At 64.7% G+C, this 16,542-nt stretch carries 20 protein-coding genes; 16 read left to right on the top strand and 4 right to left on the bottom strand.

The annotated features are described in order from the left end of the window. Nucleotides 1-102 precede the first annotated feature (102 nt). From cobO to ACMCNM_RS08505, 15 genes are all read left to right on the top strand, one after another. Nucleotides 103-714: a cob(I)yrinic acid a,c-diamide adenosyltransferase gene (gene cobO, locus ACMCNM_RS08435; protein WP_027595864.1), complete on the top strand. Its 612-nt coding sequence runs from the start codon at nucleotides 103-105 to the stop codon at nucleotides 712-714. After that, nucleotides 711-2,006 carry a cobyrinate a,c-diamide synthase gene (locus ACMCNM_RS08440; RefSeq protein ID WP_412764203.1) on the top strand — a complete coding sequence of 432 codons (1,296 nt, stop codon included), beginning with the start codon at nucleotides 711-713 and terminating at the stop codon, nucleotides 2,004-2,006. Before cobO ends, ACMCNM_RS08440 begins: the two co-directional genes overlap by 4 nt. After that, complete coding sequence (bluB, locus tag ACMCNM_RS08445; protein WP_085272762.1) at nucleotides 2,003-2,653, top strand: 5,6-dimethylbenzimidazole synthase; 651 nt, start codon at nucleotides 2,003-2,005, stop codon at nucleotides 2,651-2,653. The genes ACMCNM_RS08440 and bluB overlap by 4 nt, the downstream gene beginning before the upstream one ends. Then, entirely contained in the window at nucleotides 2,650-3,558 is a 909-nt protein-coding gene (gene cbiB / locus ACMCNM_RS08450) for an adenosylcobinamide-phosphate synthase CbiB (RefSeq protein ID WP_186702975.1), read from the top strand. Before bluB ends, cbiB begins: the two co-directional genes overlap by 4 nt. Further along, on the top strand, nucleotides 3,551-4,543 hold the full coding sequence (cobD, locus tag ACMCNM_RS08455; protein ID WP_186702976.1) for a threonine-phosphate decarboxylase CobD: 993 nt from the start codon (nucleotides 3,551-3,553) through the stop codon (nucleotides 4,541-4,543). The genes cbiB and cobD overlap by 8 nt, the downstream gene beginning before the upstream one ends. Further along, nucleotides 4,540-5,994, top strand: coding sequence for a cobyric acid synthase (locus tag ACMCNM_RS08460; RefSeq protein ID WP_412764204.1), 1,455 nt, complete (start codon nucleotides 4,540-4,542; stop codon nucleotides 5,992-5,994). The genes cobD and ACMCNM_RS08460 overlap by 4 nt, the downstream gene beginning before the upstream one ends. A 1-nt stretch (nucleotide 5,995) precedes the next feature. Further along, nucleotides 5,996-6,517 (top strand): bifunctional adenosylcobinamide kinase/adenosylcobinamide-phosphate guanylyltransferase, encoded by a 522-nt coding sequence (gene cobU, locus ACMCNM_RS08465; protein WP_099428517.1) that lies wholly within the window; start codon nucleotides 5,996-5,998, stop codon nucleotides 6,515-6,517. Further along, nucleotides 6,514-7,569, top strand: a complete 1,056-nt coding sequence (cobT, locus tag ACMCNM_RS08470) for a nicotinate-nucleotide--dimethylbenzimidazole phosphoribosyltransferase (protein WP_412764205.1) — start codon at nucleotides 6,514-6,516, stop codon at nucleotides 7,567-7,569. The genes cobU and cobT overlap by 4 nt, the downstream gene beginning before the upstream one ends. Beyond that, the gene (gene cobC / locus ACMCNM_RS08475) at nucleotides 7,566-8,132 is read left to right on the top strand and encodes an alpha-ribazole phosphatase family protein (protein ID WP_027595872.1); all 567 of its coding nucleotides are present in this window, start codon (nucleotides 7,566-7,568) and stop codon (nucleotides 8,130-8,132) included. The genes cobT and cobC overlap by 4 nt, the downstream gene beginning before the upstream one ends. Nucleotide 8,133: 1 nt before the next feature. Further along, on the top strand, nucleotides 8,134-8,868 hold the full coding sequence (locus ACMCNM_RS08480) for an adenosylcobinamide-GDP ribazoletransferase (protein WP_186676122.1): 735 nt from the start codon (nucleotides 8,134-8,136) through the stop codon (nucleotides 8,866-8,868). Between the two features lie 120 nt (nucleotides 8,869-8,988). Further along, nucleotides 8,989-10,158 carry a glycoside hydrolase family 5 protein gene (locus ACMCNM_RS08485; protein ID WP_412764206.1) on the top strand — a complete coding sequence of 390 codons (1,170 nt, stop codon included), beginning with the start codon at nucleotides 8,989-8,991 and terminating at the stop codon, nucleotides 10,156-10,158. A gap of 58 nt (nucleotides 10,159-10,216) precedes the next feature. Then, nucleotides 10,217-10,621, top strand: coding sequence for a MarR family winged helix-turn-helix transcriptional regulator (locus ACMCNM_RS08490; protein ID WP_186676135.1), 405 nt, complete (start codon nucleotides 10,217-10,219; stop codon nucleotides 10,619-10,621). 62 nt (nucleotides 10,622-10,683) lie between these two features. Continuing rightward, nucleotides 10,684-11,886 carry an MFS transporter gene (locus tag ACMCNM_RS08495; RefSeq protein WP_027595875.1) on the top strand — a complete coding sequence of 401 codons (1,203 nt, stop codon included), beginning with the start codon at nucleotides 10,684-10,686 and terminating at the stop codon, nucleotides 11,884-11,886. Beyond that, on the top strand, nucleotides 11,883-12,005 hold the full coding sequence (locus ACMCNM_RS08500; RefSeq protein WP_258703717.1) for a hypothetical protein: 123 nt from the start codon (nucleotides 11,883-11,885) through the stop codon (nucleotides 12,003-12,005). Before ACMCNM_RS08495 ends, ACMCNM_RS08500 begins: the two co-directional genes overlap by 4 nt. Before the next feature lie 46 nt (nucleotides 12,006-12,051). Beyond that, nucleotides 12,052-12,603 carry a glutathione peroxidase gene (locus tag ACMCNM_RS08505; protein WP_412764207.1) on the top strand — a complete coding sequence of 184 codons (552 nt, stop codon included), beginning with the start codon at nucleotides 12,052-12,054 and terminating at the stop codon, nucleotides 12,601-12,603. A 119-nt stretch (nucleotides 12,604-12,722) separates the two neighbouring features. Here the strand turns inward: ACMCNM_RS08505 and ACMCNM_RS08510 are convergent, their stop codons facing one another. Beyond that, entirely contained in the window at nucleotides 12,723-12,983 is a 261-nt protein-coding gene (locus ACMCNM_RS08510) for a DUF2798 domain-containing protein (RefSeq protein WP_027595877.1), read from the bottom strand. A gap of 115 nt (nucleotides 12,984-13,098) precedes the next feature. Here ACMCNM_RS08510 and ACMCNM_RS08515 point away from each other — a divergent pair, with 115 nt between their 5' ends. Continuing rightward, nucleotides 13,099-14,028, top strand: coding sequence for a LysR family transcriptional regulator (locus ACMCNM_RS08515; RefSeq protein ID WP_412764208.1), 930 nt, complete (start codon nucleotides 13,099-13,101; stop codon nucleotides 14,026-14,028). A gap of 42 nt (nucleotides 14,029-14,070) precedes the next feature. Here ACMCNM_RS08515 and ACMCNM_RS08520 read toward each other — a convergent pair whose 3' ends face one another. The 3 genes from ACMCNM_RS08520 to ACMCNM_RS08530 all read right to left on the bottom strand — a co-directional run bounded on the left by ACMCNM_RS08520 (nucleotide 14,071) and on the right by ACMCNM_RS08530 (nucleotide 16,439). Continuing rightward, the gene (locus ACMCNM_RS08520) at nucleotides 14,071-15,336 is read right to left on the bottom strand and encodes an OmpP1/FadL family transporter (RefSeq protein ID WP_027595879.1); all 1,266 of its coding nucleotides are present in this window, start codon (nucleotides 15,334-15,336) and stop codon (nucleotides 14,071-14,073) included. A gap of 146 nt (nucleotides 15,337-15,482) precedes the next feature. Continuing rightward, nucleotides 15,483-15,965, bottom strand: a complete 483-nt coding sequence (locus ACMCNM_RS08525; RefSeq protein WP_027595880.1) for a hypothetical protein — start codon at nucleotides 15,963-15,965, stop codon at nucleotides 15,483-15,485. 249 nt (nucleotides 15,966-16,214) lie between these two features. Further along, on the bottom strand, nucleotides 16,215-16,439 hold the full coding sequence (locus ACMCNM_RS08530) for a hypothetical protein (protein WP_027595881.1): 225 nt from the start codon (nucleotides 16,437-16,439) through the stop codon (nucleotides 16,215-16,217). Nucleotides 16,440-16,542: the final 103 nt, after the last annotated feature.

The following is a 16,542-nucleotide window of genomic DNA, read 5'->3' on the forward strand; positions in this document are numbered from 1 at the left end:
GGTGCACCGTGGCGTCCAGCCACGGCTCCTGCGCGTTCTCCGTCTGCCTGCCTATCGACCTGTCGCCGCTTCTCGCGTGGCGTCAGCCTGCGGAGAACCCTGATGAGCGAACCCACCGAACGCGACGAACGCCACCTGGCGCGCATGCAGCGCAAAAAGGCGGTCATCGACGAGCGCATCGCCAATTCCCCTAATGAATGCGGCCTGTTGCTGGTGCTGACCGGCAACGGCAAGGGCAAGAGCAGCTCGGCCTTCGGCATGCTCGCCCGCGCCCTGGGCCACGGCATGCAGTGCGGCGTGGTGCAGTTCATCAAAGGCCGCAACAGCACCGGCGAAGAGCTGTTCTTCCGGCGCTTCCCGGAGCAGGTGCGCTACCACGTGATGGGCGAGGGCTTCACCTGGGAGACCCAGGACCGCCAGCGCGACATCGCCGCTGCCGAAGCCGCCTGGGCCGTGTCGCGCCAGCTGCTGCAAGACCCGACCGTGCAGTTCGTGGTGCTCGATGAACTGAACATCGCGCTCAAGCATGGCTACCTCGACCTCGATCAAGTGCTGTCCGACATCCAAGCCCGCCCGCCGATGCAGCACGTGATCGTTACCGGCCGCGCGGCCAAGCCTGAAATGATCGAACTGGCCGATACCGTCACCGAAATGGGCATGCTCAAGCACGCCTTCCAGGCGGGTATCCGTGCGCAGAAGGGCGTTGAACTGTGAGTGAACTGCGACATTGCCCGGCCGTGTTGATCGCGGCGCCGGCTTCCGGCCAGGGCAAGACCACTGTGACCGCAGCCTTGGCCCGGCTGCACCGTAACCTTGGGCGTAAGGTCCGGGTGTTCAAGTGTGGGCCTGATTTTCTCGACCCGATGATCCTGGAGCGTGCCAGCGGCGCACCGGTCTACCAGCTCGACCTGTGGATGATCGGCGCGCAGGAAAGCCGTCGCCTGCTGTGGGAAGCAGCCGCTGAGGCCGACCTGATTTTGATCGAAGGGGTCATGGGCCTGTTCGACGGCACCCCGTCGAGCGCCGACCTGGCGCGCCATTTCGGCGTGCCGGTGCTGGCGGTGATCGACGGCACGGCCATGGCCCAGACCTTTGGCGCCTTGGCCCTGGGGCTGGCGCGTTACCAGGCCGACCTGCCATTCGCCGGCGTGCTGGCTAACCGGGTCGGCAGCTTGCGCCATGCGCAGTTGCTAGAAGGCAGCCTGACCGAAGGGCTGCGCTGGTACGGCGGCCTGTCACGTGAGCGCGGTATCGAGCTGCCCAGCCGCCACCTGGGCTTGGTCCAGGCCAGCGAGCTGAACGACCTGGATGCCCGCCTGGATGCTGCGGCCGAAGCGCTGGGCGCCAGTTGCGATGCCGCTTTACCACCGCCCGTGGCGTTTGCCGAGCCGGAACCGCAGCCGGCCGCCGCTTCATTGGCCGGTGTGCGCATTGGCGTGGCGCGGGACGAGGCGTTCGCCTTCCTTTATGGTGCCAATATCGACCTGCTGCGCAACCTCGGCGCGCAGCTGGTGTTCTTCTCGCCGCTGCACGACCGCGAACTGCCCGATGTGGACAGCCTGTACTTGCCGGGCGGCTACCCGGAACTGCACCACCACGCACTGGCGGCCAACACGCCGATGTGCGCGGCGATCCGTGATCATCATGCCCAGGGCAAGCCATTGCTGGCCGAGTGTGGCGGCATGCTTTACCTGCTCGACGCACTGACCGATGTAGCGGGCGAGCGTGCCGAACTGCTCGGCTTGCTGACGGGCGAGGCGACCATGCAGAAGCGCCTGGCCGCACTGGCCCTGCAGGCAGTGGAACTGCCCGAAGGCACCCTGCGTGGCCACACCTACCATCACTCGCTCACCAACACCGAGCTGACGCCGATCGCCCGGGGGCTGAGCCCTAATGGCGGGCGTGGCAACGAGGCGGTGTATCGCCTGGGCCGCCTGACGGCTTCCTACGTGCACTTCTACTTCCCCTCCAACCCGGACGCGGCGGCGGCGCTGTTGCGACCATGAGCGAACACGCTTTCAGCGACGCCGAACGCGCCGCGCTGTACCGGGCCATCGGCGAACGCCGCGACATGCGCCATTTTGCCGGTGGCGAGGTGGCCCCGGCGCTGCTCGCCCGCCTGTTGGCCGCGGCGCATCAGGCACCGAGCGTCGGGCTGATGCAGCCCTGGCGGTTCATCCGCATCACCCAGCGCGACCTGCGCGCGCGCATCCAGGCGTTGGTCGAAGAAGAGCGGCTGCGCACGGCCGATGCACTGGGCGAACGCGCCGATGCGTTCATGACGCTCAAGGTCGAAGGCATCAACGATTGCGCTGAACTGCTGGTGGCCGCGTTGATGGACCAGCGCGAACCGCACATCTTTGGCCGCCGCACCTTGCCGGAAATGGACCTCGCCTCGCTGGCCTGCGCTATCCAGAACCTGTGGCTGGCGGCGCGTGCCGAGGGCCTGGGGATGGGCTGGGTATCGCTGTTCGACCCCGTGGCATTGGCCGAACTGCTGGGCATGCCGGCGGGGGCCAAGCCGGTGGCGGTGCTGTGCCTGGGGCCTGTGGCCGAATTTTACCCGGCACCGATGCTGGTGCTGGAAAACTGGGCAGAAGAACGCCCCTTGAGTGACCTGCTGTATCACAACCAATGGGGGGAGCAGCCATGAGCGTTGCCTTGCTGACCGTGGCCGGGGTGGCCCTGGATGCCTTGCTGGGCGAGCCGCAGCGGCGTCATCCACTGGTGGCGTTCGGCAACATGGCCGCCAACCTGGAGCGTCGCCTGAATGCTGGAGGGCGCGGTTGGCGCAGCCACGGCGTGAGCGCCTGGTTCCTCGCGGTGGTGCCGCTGACCCTGGTTGCACTGATCCTGTCCTGGCTGCCGTACATCGGCTGGCTGGTCGACGTGCTGGCGCTGTACTGCGCGTTGGGTCTGCGTAGCCTCGGCGAGCACGTGCTGCCGGTGGCGAACGCATTGCGCCAGGGTGACCTGGAAGAGGCGCGGCGGCGGGTCGGTTACTTGGTCAGCCGTGAAACCCGCGAGCTGGACGAGCCCGCCGTGGCCAGGGCGGCCACCGAGTCAGTGCTGGAAAACGGCAGCGATGCGGTGTTCGCCGCGCTGTTCTGGTTCGTGGTGGCGGGCGCGCCTGGCGTGGTGTTGTACCGCTTGAGTAATACCCTGGATGCCATGTGGGGCTATCGCAACGAACGCTTCGAGCGGTTTGGCTGGTGCGCGGCACGCATCGACGATGTGCTCAACTATGTTCCCGCAAGGCTGGTGGCGCTGACCTACGCGCTGCTTGGCAAAACCCGCCTGGCCCTGGCCTGCTGGCGCAACCAGGGGCCCCTGTGGGACAGCCCCAACGCCGGCCCCGTGATGGCGGCAGGTGCCGGCGCGCTGGGGGTCGAGCTGGGCGGCCCGGCGGTGTATCACGGTGAACTGCATGAGCGGCCGCGCCTGGGCGAAGGGCCAATGGCCGATGCCGATGCCATCGAGCGCGGCTGGAGCCTGGTGCAGCGGGGCGTGTGGCTGTGGGTACTGCTGATTTGCCTGGGAGCTTACTGGAATGCTTGAACACGGTGGTCGTCTGCTGCGTGCGGTGCGTCACTACGGGATCGCGCGTGAACATTGGCTCGACCTGTCCAGCGGCATTGCCCCTTGGCCTTACCCGATCCCGCCGATTCCACTCGACGCCTGGGCGCGCCTGCCAGAGACCGAAGACGGCCTGGAAGAAGCCGCTCGGCAGTATTACGGCACCCGCCAGCTGTTGGCGGTGGCTGGCTCGCAGGCCGCGATCCAGGCCTTGCCATTGCTGCGCCCGGCGGGCCGGGTCGGTGTGTTGACCCCATGCTATGCCGAGCACCCGTATGCCTGGCAACGGGCAGGGCACACATTGGTCGAACTGGATGAAGCCCAGGTGGAAGGCGCGCTCGACAGCCTCGATGTGCTGGTGCTGGTCAACCCCAACAACCCGACCGGCCGCCAGGTCAGCCGGGAGCGCCTGCTTGACTGGCATGGGCGACTGGCGGCGCATGGGGGCTGGCTGGTGGTCGACGAGGCGTTCATGGACAACACGCCTGCCCATAGCGTGGTCGACTGCGCCGAACGGCCTGGCCTGATCGTGCTGCGCTCGTTCGGCAAGTTTTTTGGCCTGGCCGGTGTGCGTTTGGGGGTTGTTGCGGCTGAGCCCAGCGTACTGCAGCGGCTGGCTGAGTTGCTCGGCCCTTGGACTGTCAGCGGCCCCACGCGGGTGCTGGCCCAAGCCTGCTTTGCCGACCACGTTGCCCACCAGGTGCAGATCGAGCGCTGCGCCGCCAGCAGCCAGCGCCTCGCTGCGTTGTTGCACAGCACTGGGCTGGCGCCGAGCGGCGGCTGCGACCTGTTCCAGTACGTGCGCAGCGAGCGTGCCGCGCACTTGCATGACTTTCTTGCTCGGCGCGGCATTCTGGTGCGCCTGTTCGAGCAGCCCGCCGCCGTGCGCCTGGGCTTGCCTGCCAGTGCGGCGGACGAGCAGCGCCTGGCCCAGGCCCTGACCGACTATCAAAAGGAAACGGCATGACCACGCTCATGGTGCAAGGCACCACCTCCGATGCCGGCAAAAGCACGCTGGTGACCGCGCTGTGCCGGTGGCTGTTGCGCCAGGGTGTCGGCGTGGTGCCGTTCAAGCCGCAGAACATGGCGCTGAACAGCGCAGTGACCGCCGACGGTGGCGAAATCGGCCGGGCCCAGGCTGTGCAGGCCCAGGCTTGCCGGCTGGCGCCGCACACCGACATGAACCCGGTGCTGCTCAAGCCCAACAGCGACACTGGCGCCCAGGTGATCATCCACGGTCGCGCGGTCACCAGCATGAATGCAGTGGCTTATCACGACTACAAGGCCATCGCCATGCAAGCGGTGCTGGCGTCGCACCAGCGTCTGAGCGCCGCGTACCCGGTGGTGATGGTCGAAGGTGCGGGCTCGCCGGCAGAGATCAACCTGCGTGCCGGCGACATCGCCAACATGGGCTTTGCCGAAGCGGTCGACTGCCCGGTGATCCTGGTGGCCGACATCAACCGCGGTGGGGTGTTCGCTCACCTGGTGGGCACGCTGGAGCTGCTGTCGCCGAGTGAACAGGCGCGGGTCAAAGGCTTCGTCATCAACCGCTTCCGCGGTGACATCGCCTTGCTGCAGCCTGGGCTGGACTGGCTCGAAGCGCGTACCGGCAAGCCGGTGCTGGGCGTGTTGCCGTATGTCACCGACCTGCACCTGGAGGCCGAGGACGGCATCGATGTACGCCAGGTGGCCAAAGGGGAGCGCGTGCTGAAGGTGATCGTGCCGGTGCTGCCGCGCATCAGCAACCACACCGACTTCGACCCGCTGCGCCTGCATCCGCAAGTGGATTTGCAGTTCATCGGGCCCGGCCAGCCGATACCGCCTGCCGACCTGATCATCCTGCCTGGCTCGAAAAGCGTGCGTGGCGACCTGGCGCAACTGCGCGAGCGGGGCTGGGATACCGCCATTGCCCGCCACTTGCGCTATGGCGGCAAGCTCATCGGCATCTGCGGCGGCCTGCAGATGCTCGGGGCTCAGGTGCACGACCCGCTGGGCCTGGAAGGGCCGGCGGGCTCCAGCCCTGGGCTGGGCCTGCTGGACTACGCCACGGTACTGGAGGCCGACAAGCAACTGCGCAACGTTGCCGGTACCGTGACCCTGGAAAACGCGCCGGTTTCTGGCTACGAGATCCATGCCGGCGTCACCCAGGGCCCGGCCCTGGAACGCCCCGCCGTGCAGCTGGACGATGGCCGCTGTGACGGCGCCATCAGCGCCGATGGGCAGATCCTCGCCACCTACCTGCATGGCCTGTTCGAAGGCAGCCAGTCGTGCGCCGCGTTGCTGCGCTGGGCGGGGCTGGCCGATGCCCAGACCCTCGACTACCAGGCCCTGCGCGAGCGTGACATCGAACGCCTGGCGGACCTGGTGGAAAAACACCTGGACACCGCGCACCTGCGCACGCTGTGTGGAGTCGCCTGAAATGCTCAACCTGATCCTCGGCGGCGCCCGTTCCGGCAAGAGCCGCCTGGCCGAACAGCTGGCCAGCGACAGCGGCCTGCCGGTCACCTACATCGCCACCAGCGAGCCGCTGGACGGCGAAATGAACGAACGCGTGCGCTTGCATCGCCAACGCCGGCCCGCTGACTGGGGGTTGATCGAAGAACCCCTGGCACTGGCGGCGGTGCTGCGCCGCGAAGCGGCCGAAGGGCGCTGCCTGTTGGTGGATTGCCTGACCCTGTGGCTGACCAACCTGCTGATGCTCGACAACGACCAGCGCCTGGCCGAGGAGCGCGACGCGCTGCTCGACTGCCTGGCGCAGTTGCCCGGCACGGTTATCTTGGTCAGCAACGAAACCGGCCTGGGCGTGGTGCCCATGGGTGAACTGACTCGGCGTTATGTCGACCAGGCCGGCTGGCTACACCAGGCCGTTGCCGAACGCTGTCAGCGCGTGGTGCTGACCGTGGCTGGCCTGCCCCTTATGCTCAAAGGACCTGCACTATGACTCAAGCCTGGTGGCGTGATGCCTGCCAACCCCTCGACAACGCCGCCATGGACCAGGCCCGCGCCCGTCAGCAACAGCTGACCAAACCTGCCGGTTCGCTCGGCCAACTGGAAGGCCTGGCCGTGCACCTGGCGGCCCTGCAAGGCCGTGAGCGGCCAACGGTGGACCAACTGGCGATCACGATCTTCGCCGGTGACCACGGTGTGGTAGAGGAGGGCATTTCGGCCTACCCGCAAGCCGTGACCGGGCAAATGCTGCGCAACTTCGTTGGCGGCGGCGCGGCGATCAGCGTGTTGGCGCGCCAGCTGCAAGCCAGCCTGGAAGTGGTCGACCTCGGCACCATCGACGCCAGCCTGGCGCTGCCCGGTGTGCGGCATCTGCACCTGGGCGCCGGCACCGCCAACTTCGCCCGCCAGCCGGCGATGACCGAGCCTCAGTTGCAGTCCGCCTTGCAGGCCGGCCGCGACAGCGCGTTGCGGGCCGCCGAACAGGGCGCGCAGTTGTTCATCGGTGGCGAAATGGGCATTGGCAACACGACCGCTGCCGCCGCCCTGGCCAGTAACTTGCTGGGCTGCCCAGCGCGTGAGTTGAGCGGCCCAGGCACTGGCCTGGACAACGCCGGTGTGCGGCACAAAGCCGAAGTCATCGAGCGTGCGCTGATCCTGCATGGCCTGCGTGCTGACGACCCGCTGCAGGCGCTGGCCTGTGTCGGCGGTTTCGAGATCGCCGCCTTGGCGGGCGCTTACATCGCCTGCGCGCAGGAGGGCGTCGCGGTGCTGGTGGACGGTTTTATCTGCAGCGTTGCTGCGCTGGTGGCGGTACGCCTCAACCCGCAATGCCGGGCATGGCTGCTGTTTGCCCACCAGGGCGCGGAGCCAGGGCACAAGGCCTTGCTCGAAGCGTTGCAGGCCGAGCCGTTGCTGGCGCTGGGCCTGCGCCTGGGCGAGGGCAGCGGTGCCGCCCTTGCGGTCCCCTTGTTGCGCCTGGCCTGCGCGCTGCACGGCCAGATGGCGACGTTTGCCGAAGCGGCCGTGGCGGACCGCCCGGCATGATCCTCGACCTGTTGCGCCACGGCGAAACGGAGCAGGGCGGCCTGCGTGGCAGCCTTGATGATGCCCTGACTGAAAAGGGCTGGGCGCAGATGCGCAGCGCGGTCGCCGAAGCGGGCCCGTGGCAGGTGCTGGTCAGTTCGCCGCTGCAGCGCTGTGCGCGTTTTGCCGATGAGCTGGGTGCACGCCTGCACCTGCCGGTACAGCGTGAGGCCGCTTTGCAGGAGCTGCATTTCGGTGACTGGGAAGGCCGCAGCGCGGCCCAGATCATGGAAGATCAGGCCGATGCGCTGGGGCGCTTCTGGGCCGACCCTTATGGCTATACCCCGCCCAATGGCGAACCGGTCAGTGCGTTTGCCGAGCGTGTACTGGCGGGCGTCGAGCGCTTGAGCCAGCAGCATGCCGGCAAGCGCGTGCTGCTGGTCACCCACGGCGGGGTGATGCGCCTGTTGCTGGCCCGTGCACGTGGCCTGCCCCGGGAGCAGTTGCTGCAGGTGGAAGTTGCCCACGGCGCATTGGTGCGCCTGGTGCTGCGTGACGACGGTCAATTGGGCGAGGCGCACTGACATGCTGCCGTTCTGGATTGCCCTGCAGTTTCTCAGCAGCCTGCCGGTGCGTTTGCCGGGCATGCCGGCGCCGCAGCAAGTAGGCCGCTCGCTGTTGTGCTACCCACTGGTCGGGCTACTGTTCGGCCTGCTGCTGTGGCTGGCCAGCATTCTGCTGCAGGGCACGCCAGCGCCGCTTCATGCTGCTTTGCTGCTGACGGTGTGGGTGCTGCTCAGTGGCGCCTTGCATCTGGATGGTCTGGCTGACAGCGCCGACGCCTGGCTGGGCGGTTTCGGAGATCGTGAGCGCACCCTGCAGATCATGAAAGACCCGCGTAGCGGGCCGATTGCCGTGGTCACCCTGATGCTGGTGCTGTTGCTGAAGTTCTGTGCGTTGTGGGTACTGGTCGAGCGTGGGGTAGGGCTTGAGCTGCTGCTGGCGCCGGTGGTGGGGCGCGCGGCGATGCTGGGCCTGTTCCTCTGTACGCCATACGTACGCCCCGGTGGCCTGGGGCAAGCGCTGGCCGAACATCTGCCGCGTGCTGCTGCCGGGTGGGTATTGCTCGCCAGTGCAGCCCTGTGCCTTGCCGTGAGCGGTTGGGGCGCGGTCTGGGGGCTGGTTGCAGCCGTGGCAGTGTTCGCCTGGTTGCGGCGCCTCATGTGTCGGCGCCTGGGCGGTACGACCGGTGACACCGCCGGGGCGATGCTCGAATTGCTGGAACTGACCGTGGTGCTGGGGTTGGCCTTGGGTTTCTGAATGGCCTTTGCAGGGTCAAGACACGTCCAGCAACGTTACCGCACCTACGAACATCAACGACTCGGGTTTATCCTCGGCCTCCCTTCCACGCGGCCGAGGAGGCTCCGCATGCGCCATTGGATGTTTGCCAGCCTGATCATTTGTCTCACCTTGCCAGTTACCGCCGCGGATCTGATCAGCTTTTGGGATACGCCCCGCCATGGCGGCAACAGCTTCAACCGGCTGCCCCCGGACCAAGCCTACTTTGATGCCTTGCGTGCCTATGGTGCTACCTGGGTGCGGCTGTCCTATGACAAATGGCAACCGGAGCAGCGTGACTTCCTGTTAGGTGACGCGGATGACTATCAAGGTCTGCCTGCGGCCGATCTGGCGCAGTTGCGTGCAGCCCTGGACCGTGCTCACCGCGCTGGTCTCAAGGTAGTCATCGCCCCACTCTCTCTACCCGGCATGCGCTGGTCGCAGAATAATCAAGGCCGGTTCGACGATCGCCTCTGGCAAGACAAACGCTACTGGTCACAGGCAGCCCTGTTCTGGCGGGACCTGGCGCGTGAGTTGAAGGACCATCCCGCCATCGCGGCCTACAACCTTATCAATGAGCCCGCTCCCGAAAAACAGGGTGGCTTGGCCGAACATGCCGCGCCTGGGCGCATGAAGCAGTGGTATGTGCAAGCGCAGGGTGGCCCGAGGGACCTGCCTGCGCTGTATGGGCAATTAGTAGCAGCAATCCGTGAGCAGGACCCGCGGACACCGATCATGGTCGATGCGGGCTGGTATGCTGCCGCAGATGCCTTTGTTTACTGGCCTGCGCCGTTGGCCGATAAGCGGGTGCTGTACAGCGTGCACATGTATGAACCCTATTCCGCTACCAGTGCGCCGAACATGTCGCGCAAGCAGCCCATCAGCTATCCAGGCCCTGCGCCATACGCTGGGCAGACGCAGCAGTGGGATAGCCAGCGTGTGCAGCAGTACCTGCAGCAACCGCTGGCCTGGAGCGACGCGATGAAGGTGCCGCGTTCTCGTCTGGTTGTGGGGGAGTTTGGTTGCATGCGTCGGTTACCTGGCTGTCGGCGCTATCTGGAAGATGTGCTCACTGTGCTGGACAGCAACCAGTTGCATTGGGCGTTCTACAGCTTTCGTGAGGATAGTTGGGATGGCATGGACTACGAGCTCGGGGCTGCCAAGGTGCCATGGCGTTACTGGCAAGCCATCGAGCAGGGCGCGCCTGACCCTTTGGTACGTAGACCCACTGCGGAATTCGAGCCCATCCGCAAGCGTCTGAGTCTCGAGTAACGTGCGCATTGGCTGAAAACTCTTGCAACACTCATGATGCGGGTATATACACGTATCCATGCTGACCAGTGAATGCATCTGTACCCATCTGCGTCGTGCCGCCCGCGGGGTGAGCCGGCATTATGACGAGGCCCTTGCCGGCTTCGGCATCAATGTCGCCCAGTTTTCCCTATTGCGGCACTTGCAGCGGCTTGACCGCCCAAGCATCACCACCTTGGCCGAGGCCATGGGCCTCGAACGCAGCACCTTGGGGCGCAACCTGCGGGTGCTCGAAGCCGATGGCCTGGTGGCCTTGGCTGACGGCGACGACCAGCGCAACCGCGTGGTGCTGCTGACCGAAGCCGGCAAAACGCTGTTGCAAGCGGCTTACCCGGCCTGGGAGCAGGCCCAAGGGTTGCTGGTCGAGCGCCTGGGCGTTGGGCAGCGTGACGAATTGGTGCGCTTGCTGGAACAACTGGCTTGAGCTGATGCGACTATAAGCGGGTATATACCCGCAAACCTTGCGATGTGCTGGAGATAACGACAATGACTTCGGTGTGGCGAACCAGCGGGTGGGTGCTTGTGGGCGCAGCGTTGATACTGGCGCTGTCCTTGGGTGTGCGACACGGCTTTGGCCTGTTCCTGGCGCCGATGAGCGCCGACTTTGGCTGGGGGCGTGGTGTGTTTGCCTTCGCCATCGCGTTGCAGAACCTCATCTGGGGGCTGGCACAACCGTTCGCCGGTGCCTTGGCTGACCGTGTGGGCGCGGCGCGGGTAGTGATCATCGGTGGCATTCTCTACGCCGCCGGGTTGATGTTCATGGGGATGGCCGACTCCGCCTGGTCGCTGTCGTTGAGCGCCGGCCTGCTGATTGGCATCGGCCTTTCCGGCACCTCGTTCTCGGTCATCCTGGGTGTGGTTGGGCGCGCAGTGCCGGCCGACAAACGCAGCATGGCGATGGGGATTGCGAGTGCGGCCGGTTCATTCGGCCAGTTCGCCATGCTGCCCGGCACCCTTGGCTTGATCGAATGGCTGGGCTGGTCCGCCGCGTTGCTGGTCCTGGGCCTGATGGTGGCATTGATCGTGCCCCTCGTCGGCCTGTTGCGTGACCGCCCGCTGCCCAGCCATGGCGCCGAACAGACCTTGGGCCAGGCCCTGCGTGAAGCCTGCTCGCATACCGGGTTCTGGCTGCTGGCGCTGGGCTTTTTCGTCTGCGGGTTCCAGGTGGTGTTCATCGGCGTGCACCTGCCGGCCTACCTGGTCGACCAACACCTGGCTGCGACCACGGGCACCACGGTGTTGGCACTGGTGGGCCTGTTCAACATTGTCGGCACCTTCACCGCCGGCTGGCTGGGCGGGCGCATGTCCAAGCCGCGCCTGCTTACAGGGCTTTATCTGCTCCGCGCAGTCGTGATCGTGTTGTTCCTCTGGGCGCCTGTCACCCAATTCAGCGCCTACCTGTTCGGCATCGCCATGGGCCTGCTGTGGCTCTCTACCGTCCCGTTGACCAACGGCACAGTGGCGACACTGTTTGGTGTGCGCAACCTGTCGATGCTGGGCGGCATCGTGTTCCTCTTCCACCAGTTGGGCGCCTTCCTGGGCGGCTGGTTGGGCGGGGTGGTCTACGACCGCACGGGCAACTACGACTTGGTCTGGCAGATTTCGATCCTGCTCAGCCTACTGGCCGCCGCCCTCAACTGGCCGGTGCGTGAACGCCCGGTCGCCCGCCTGCAGGCCCAGGCCGCATGAAGCGCTACCTGGCCCAAGGCTTGCTCGCCGTTGCCGCGATCGTGCTGCTGGCGCTGGTGTGGTGGGGGTGGCACCAGGGTGGGTTGGCGTTGATGCAACTGGGCATGGGGGTTTGTTAAGCGCTACCCTGCAAGTTCAAGGATTGTCTTGCGGGAGAAACGAACGATGCGTGCACATTGGTTGACGGTGCCTGTGCTGGCCCTGCTTGCCGCCACGTCGAGCTGGGCTGCGGATTGCCCGGCCTTGTTGCAGGGCAGCTTGCCCGAACTGCGTGGCAAAGGGCAGGTTGATCTGTGCCAGCGCTTTGCCGGCAAGCCGCTGGTGGTGGTCAACACCGCCAGCTATTGCGGGTTTGCGCCGCAGTTCGAGGGGCTTGAGGCGACGTATAAGGAGTACCACGAGCAGGGTTTGGAGATGCTCGGTGTGCCCTCTAATGATTTCAAGCAGGAAGACGCCGACAGCGAGAAGATTGCCAAGGTCTGCTACGCCAATTACGGGGTGACCTTCACCATGACCAAGGCCCAGTCGGTGCGTGGCAAGAATGCGATCCCGCTGTTCAGCGAGCTGGCGAGCCAGAGCAATGCGCCGAAGTGGAATTTCTACAAATACGTAGTGGACCGCAAGGGCAAGGTGATTGGCAGCTTCTCTAGCCTGACCAAGCCGGACGACCCGGCCTTCAGGACGGCGATCGAGAAGGCCATCGCATCGCAGCCATAGTGCCGCTTTTTTTGTAGGAGCAGCCTTGTGCTGCGAAGAGGCCGGTGCAGGTATTGGCTATGTCAGTTGCCTGTACCGGCCTCTTCGCAGCACAAGGCTGCTCCTACAAAGGGGGGCTTTTAATGGGGGTGAACGGTAATCGCCACCAGCCGTAGCACCACCGGCCTGACCATCAGCACGCAGAGGAACGCTACCGGCATGGCCAGTTGGTAGGCCTTCAATACGTTGCTCAGATACTGCGGGTTCACCCCGGCGTTGGCCGCAGTGATCACGAAGCACATCAATAACGCCATGATCGACGACATGTAGAAGGCGAACACGTACGGTGTGGCACTGGGGCGCAGTTTGCGCCGGCTGCGCGTAGGGGACAGGTTGCTCATGCGAACTCCAGAAAGTTGAGTGGAGGCGCAGGTTAGCAATCGTCGGTGGCAGGGCTGTAGACCATCGTCATTGAGTTCTTTATAAAGAGATTCTTACGAATCCCAAGGGCTCGACATGGACTTGCTCAATGCCATCCGCAGCTTCATCAAGGTGGTCGAGGCCGGCAGCATCGCTGCCGGTGCGCGCAGCCTGGGGCTCAGCCCGGCGGCGGTGAGCCAGAACCTCGCACGCCTCGAAGCGCATCTGCAGGTGCGCTTGCTCACCCGCACCACGCGCAGCATGGCTTTGACCCCCGCCGGCACGCTCTACTACGAGCGGGTCAGGCAGGTGGACCGAGACCTTGCCCAGGCCGAACTGGCCGTCACCACTCCCGACAGCGAGCCCCAGGGCCGCCTCTGCATCGCCTCCACCTCGGCTTTCGGTCGCCATGTGCTGGCGCCCTTGATTCCGGCATTCAGTGCCCGATACCCCCAGCTTTCGATAGAGTTGGTAACGACTGATCGACGGGTCAATCATGCACGCGAGGACGTTGATGTCAGCCTGCGCATCGCCCCGCAGCTGGAGGACCACCTGCTGGCGAGGCACATTGCCCGTATTCCGTTCATCTGCTGCGCCTCTCCCGGTTACCTGGCAAGCGCCGGAGTGCCTGCCACGCCCGAGGTGTTGCGCGAGCACCGCTGCCTGGTGTTCCGCTATCCGGTCGACGGCCGCTTCCTGCGGTGGGGCTTCATGCGCGACGGGCTGCGTTTTGACGCGGATTTCGGCACCGTGCTGATCAGTGACGATATCGACGCCCTGACGCAGATGGCCCTGCACGATGGCGGCATCACGCGGCTGGCTGAGTTCATCGTGCGGCCGTACCTGGCGTCCGGCGCGCTGGTGCCTGTGTTCGAATACAGCGACAACGGCCAGGCCTATGCCCAAACCGAGCCCATGGATATCTACCTGTGCCTGGCAGATCGTTTTGCCATGACCGTGAAGGTGCGTGCATTCATGGACTACCTCCATGAATGCCTGGGTGACAGCTGGAAGATCCAGGCATGAAAAAACCGCCACGAGGGCGGTTTTCCATACTGCGGGTGCGACTCAGAAGCGGTAGGTGAGGGATGCACCGACGCCGTGAGCGCTGTTTTCGTACTTGGCCTGGTAGCTGCCTTTGGTCGCGCTGACCTGGTTGACCTTGGTGTCCTCTTCCCACAGGTAGGAATACGCCACGTCGATGGTCATGTCTTCGCTTGGGCTCCAACCGGCACCCAGGCTGAACACCTTGCGATCGCCAGTCGGGATGCGCGGTGAACGGTCGTGGTTGTTGGTCGGCGACTGGTCGACGGTGAAGCCGGTACGCAGTACCCACTCCTTGTTGACCTTGTAGGACGCGCCAATGGCGTGTGCCCAAGTGTCGTGCCAGTTCTGCTCTTCGGTGATGGTCTGGAATGCCGAACCTGCCAGCGGTGCCGGCACATCGTTCTGCACGGTGATGTCTTCCAGGCGGCTCCAACGGGTCCAGGTGCTGCCTGCGTACAGGGTCCACTGGTCGTCGAGTTCGTGGGTGACCGAAAGATCGACAGACTCAGGCGTCTTGATCTTCAGGGTGGCATCGAACTTGTTGCCGTTGAACGGCCCGATCAGCGGGGTGCTGACGCGGGTCTTGCCTTCGAGCTTGTAGTCGACCATCGAGTGGTAGGTCAGGCCGACGCGGGTGCTGTCGGTGGCCTGGACCAGGATACCGATGTTGTAGCCCACGGCGGTGTCATCGCCCTTGATCTTCACTTCGCCGTCGTTGCGGCCAGGGCTGAACGGGTTGATCAGGCTCGAGCCCAGTTCACCCTTGATGCGGTTGATGGTTGGACCGAAACCGATCGAAACCTTGTCGTTGAAGGCGTAGCTGACGGTTGGCTGGAAGGTCACCACCTCGACGTGGCTCTTTTTGCCCCAGTAGCGAGCAGCATCGTCGCTGCCGTAGTCGGTCACCAGGCCGAAGGGCACGTAGACGCCGAAACCGACGCTCCAGTGATCATCGATCGGCTTGACGTAGTAGCCCATGGGTACGCCAACGACAGGCACCATGTCACCATCGGTTTCCCCCCCGAGGTTGCTGCCACGGCCCGAGATATCGGACTTGGCGATGACGGCGGCGCCGCCCACGGTGATCTGTTCGCGCTTGAGGCGGGACATGCCGGCTGGGTTGCCAAACACGGTGCTGGCATCTTCGGCAGAAGAAGAACGTCCCGCGAAACCTGTCCCCATGCTGCTGATGCTCTGTTCGTTCAGGGCAAAGCCGCTGGCGAGCAGTTGGCTGGAAGCAAGCGCAACGGCTACACCGAGGGAGGTTTTGAGCATTACTTTTTTCATTATTAGAAACTCCTTGGGATCTCCGGGGCGAAAAGCTACCAACAAATTGCCCGCCGCGCTATAGCCTCAATCACAGGAGATAGAGCGGTTTTGTAGGACAATCCGACCAAAATTCCATTTTTTCCGGTAAAGCTGTAGGGCGTTTCTTAAGATGCCTGAGGCAATCTCTGATCTATGCAGGTATGCCAGGCGTGGGTGAAGTCGCGCAGGCGACCCTGAGGGTGGAAAACCTGGCGCCAGATGCGTGCCAGGCCCAGCAAGTCGTCAGCGGCAGGCAGGGGCGTGGCTTGCGCCTCGACCAGCATCCAGGCGATGGCGGTGGAATAGCGAAGGTTTACTGTGAGTTCCAGGTGCGGACCGCCAAGAAAGGCGTGTTGGCTGGCCAGGCCGCGGACCAGGCTGGCGAGGTCAGGGTCGCGGGCGAGATACTCGTCCCAGAGCGCCTGGTGACGGGTTTCGCCGATGCGGTAGAGGCCATGGCCACGCCGGTCGTGCAAGGCTGAGCCGAGGGCCGACTGGCTGGCGGCGATGCCAAGTAGCAAGGCTTCAGCGCTAGGGCAGTGGCGGTCCAGGTAGACCAGGGTGGGTCGGATCACATACAGACACAATTCATTCGCCGCGATACCCATGATGCCCTCGAGCAAGTAAGGGCCGGACGGGCGCTGGAGCTTGGCAGCTGGTGAATGATCAGGCCCGCCGGAAGCGGTTAGCACCGCTCGAGTTGAAGTGTAGTGTGATAATCGTGGTGTAAAGAGCTGTTTTTAAATCGATTGCTGCCTGACGTTCGAGGCTATATGCCATGGGGCAATTACGCCAAGAACGATCAGGCAGGCTACCTGGGCAAAGATTCAGCGCCTGAATGCCGCCGTATTCGCCGCTCACGCGGTGAGCGACTGACGGGTCCGGGCGATCACTGCCTGCAGGGGTTCCTTGCGGCTGTACTGTTCAGGGTACAGGCGTTCGGTGTGGCAGGCGACGCCGTGTTCGTCCACCAGGGTAAAGCTGAAGCTGCCCTTGCGAGGGGCAACGATAAGGCACTTCAACGGCGAGAAGGCCTGGGAAAGGGTGCCAATGGCAGCCTGAATGTGTGGATGAGTTTGCATATTATTGGAGGTTCCTGCTTTAAACACGGAGGGTATGATCCGTGCATGATAGAAACGTTCCAGTGACGCCTTTATTAAGGGACGAAACGAACCTGACTGGAAC

This window comes from Pseudomonas sp. NGC7 (assembly GCF_047159675.1).
Classification (GTDB): domain Bacteria; phylum Pseudomonadota; class Gammaproteobacteria; order Pseudomonadales; family Pseudomonadaceae; genus Aquipseudomonas; species Aquipseudomonas kermanshahensis.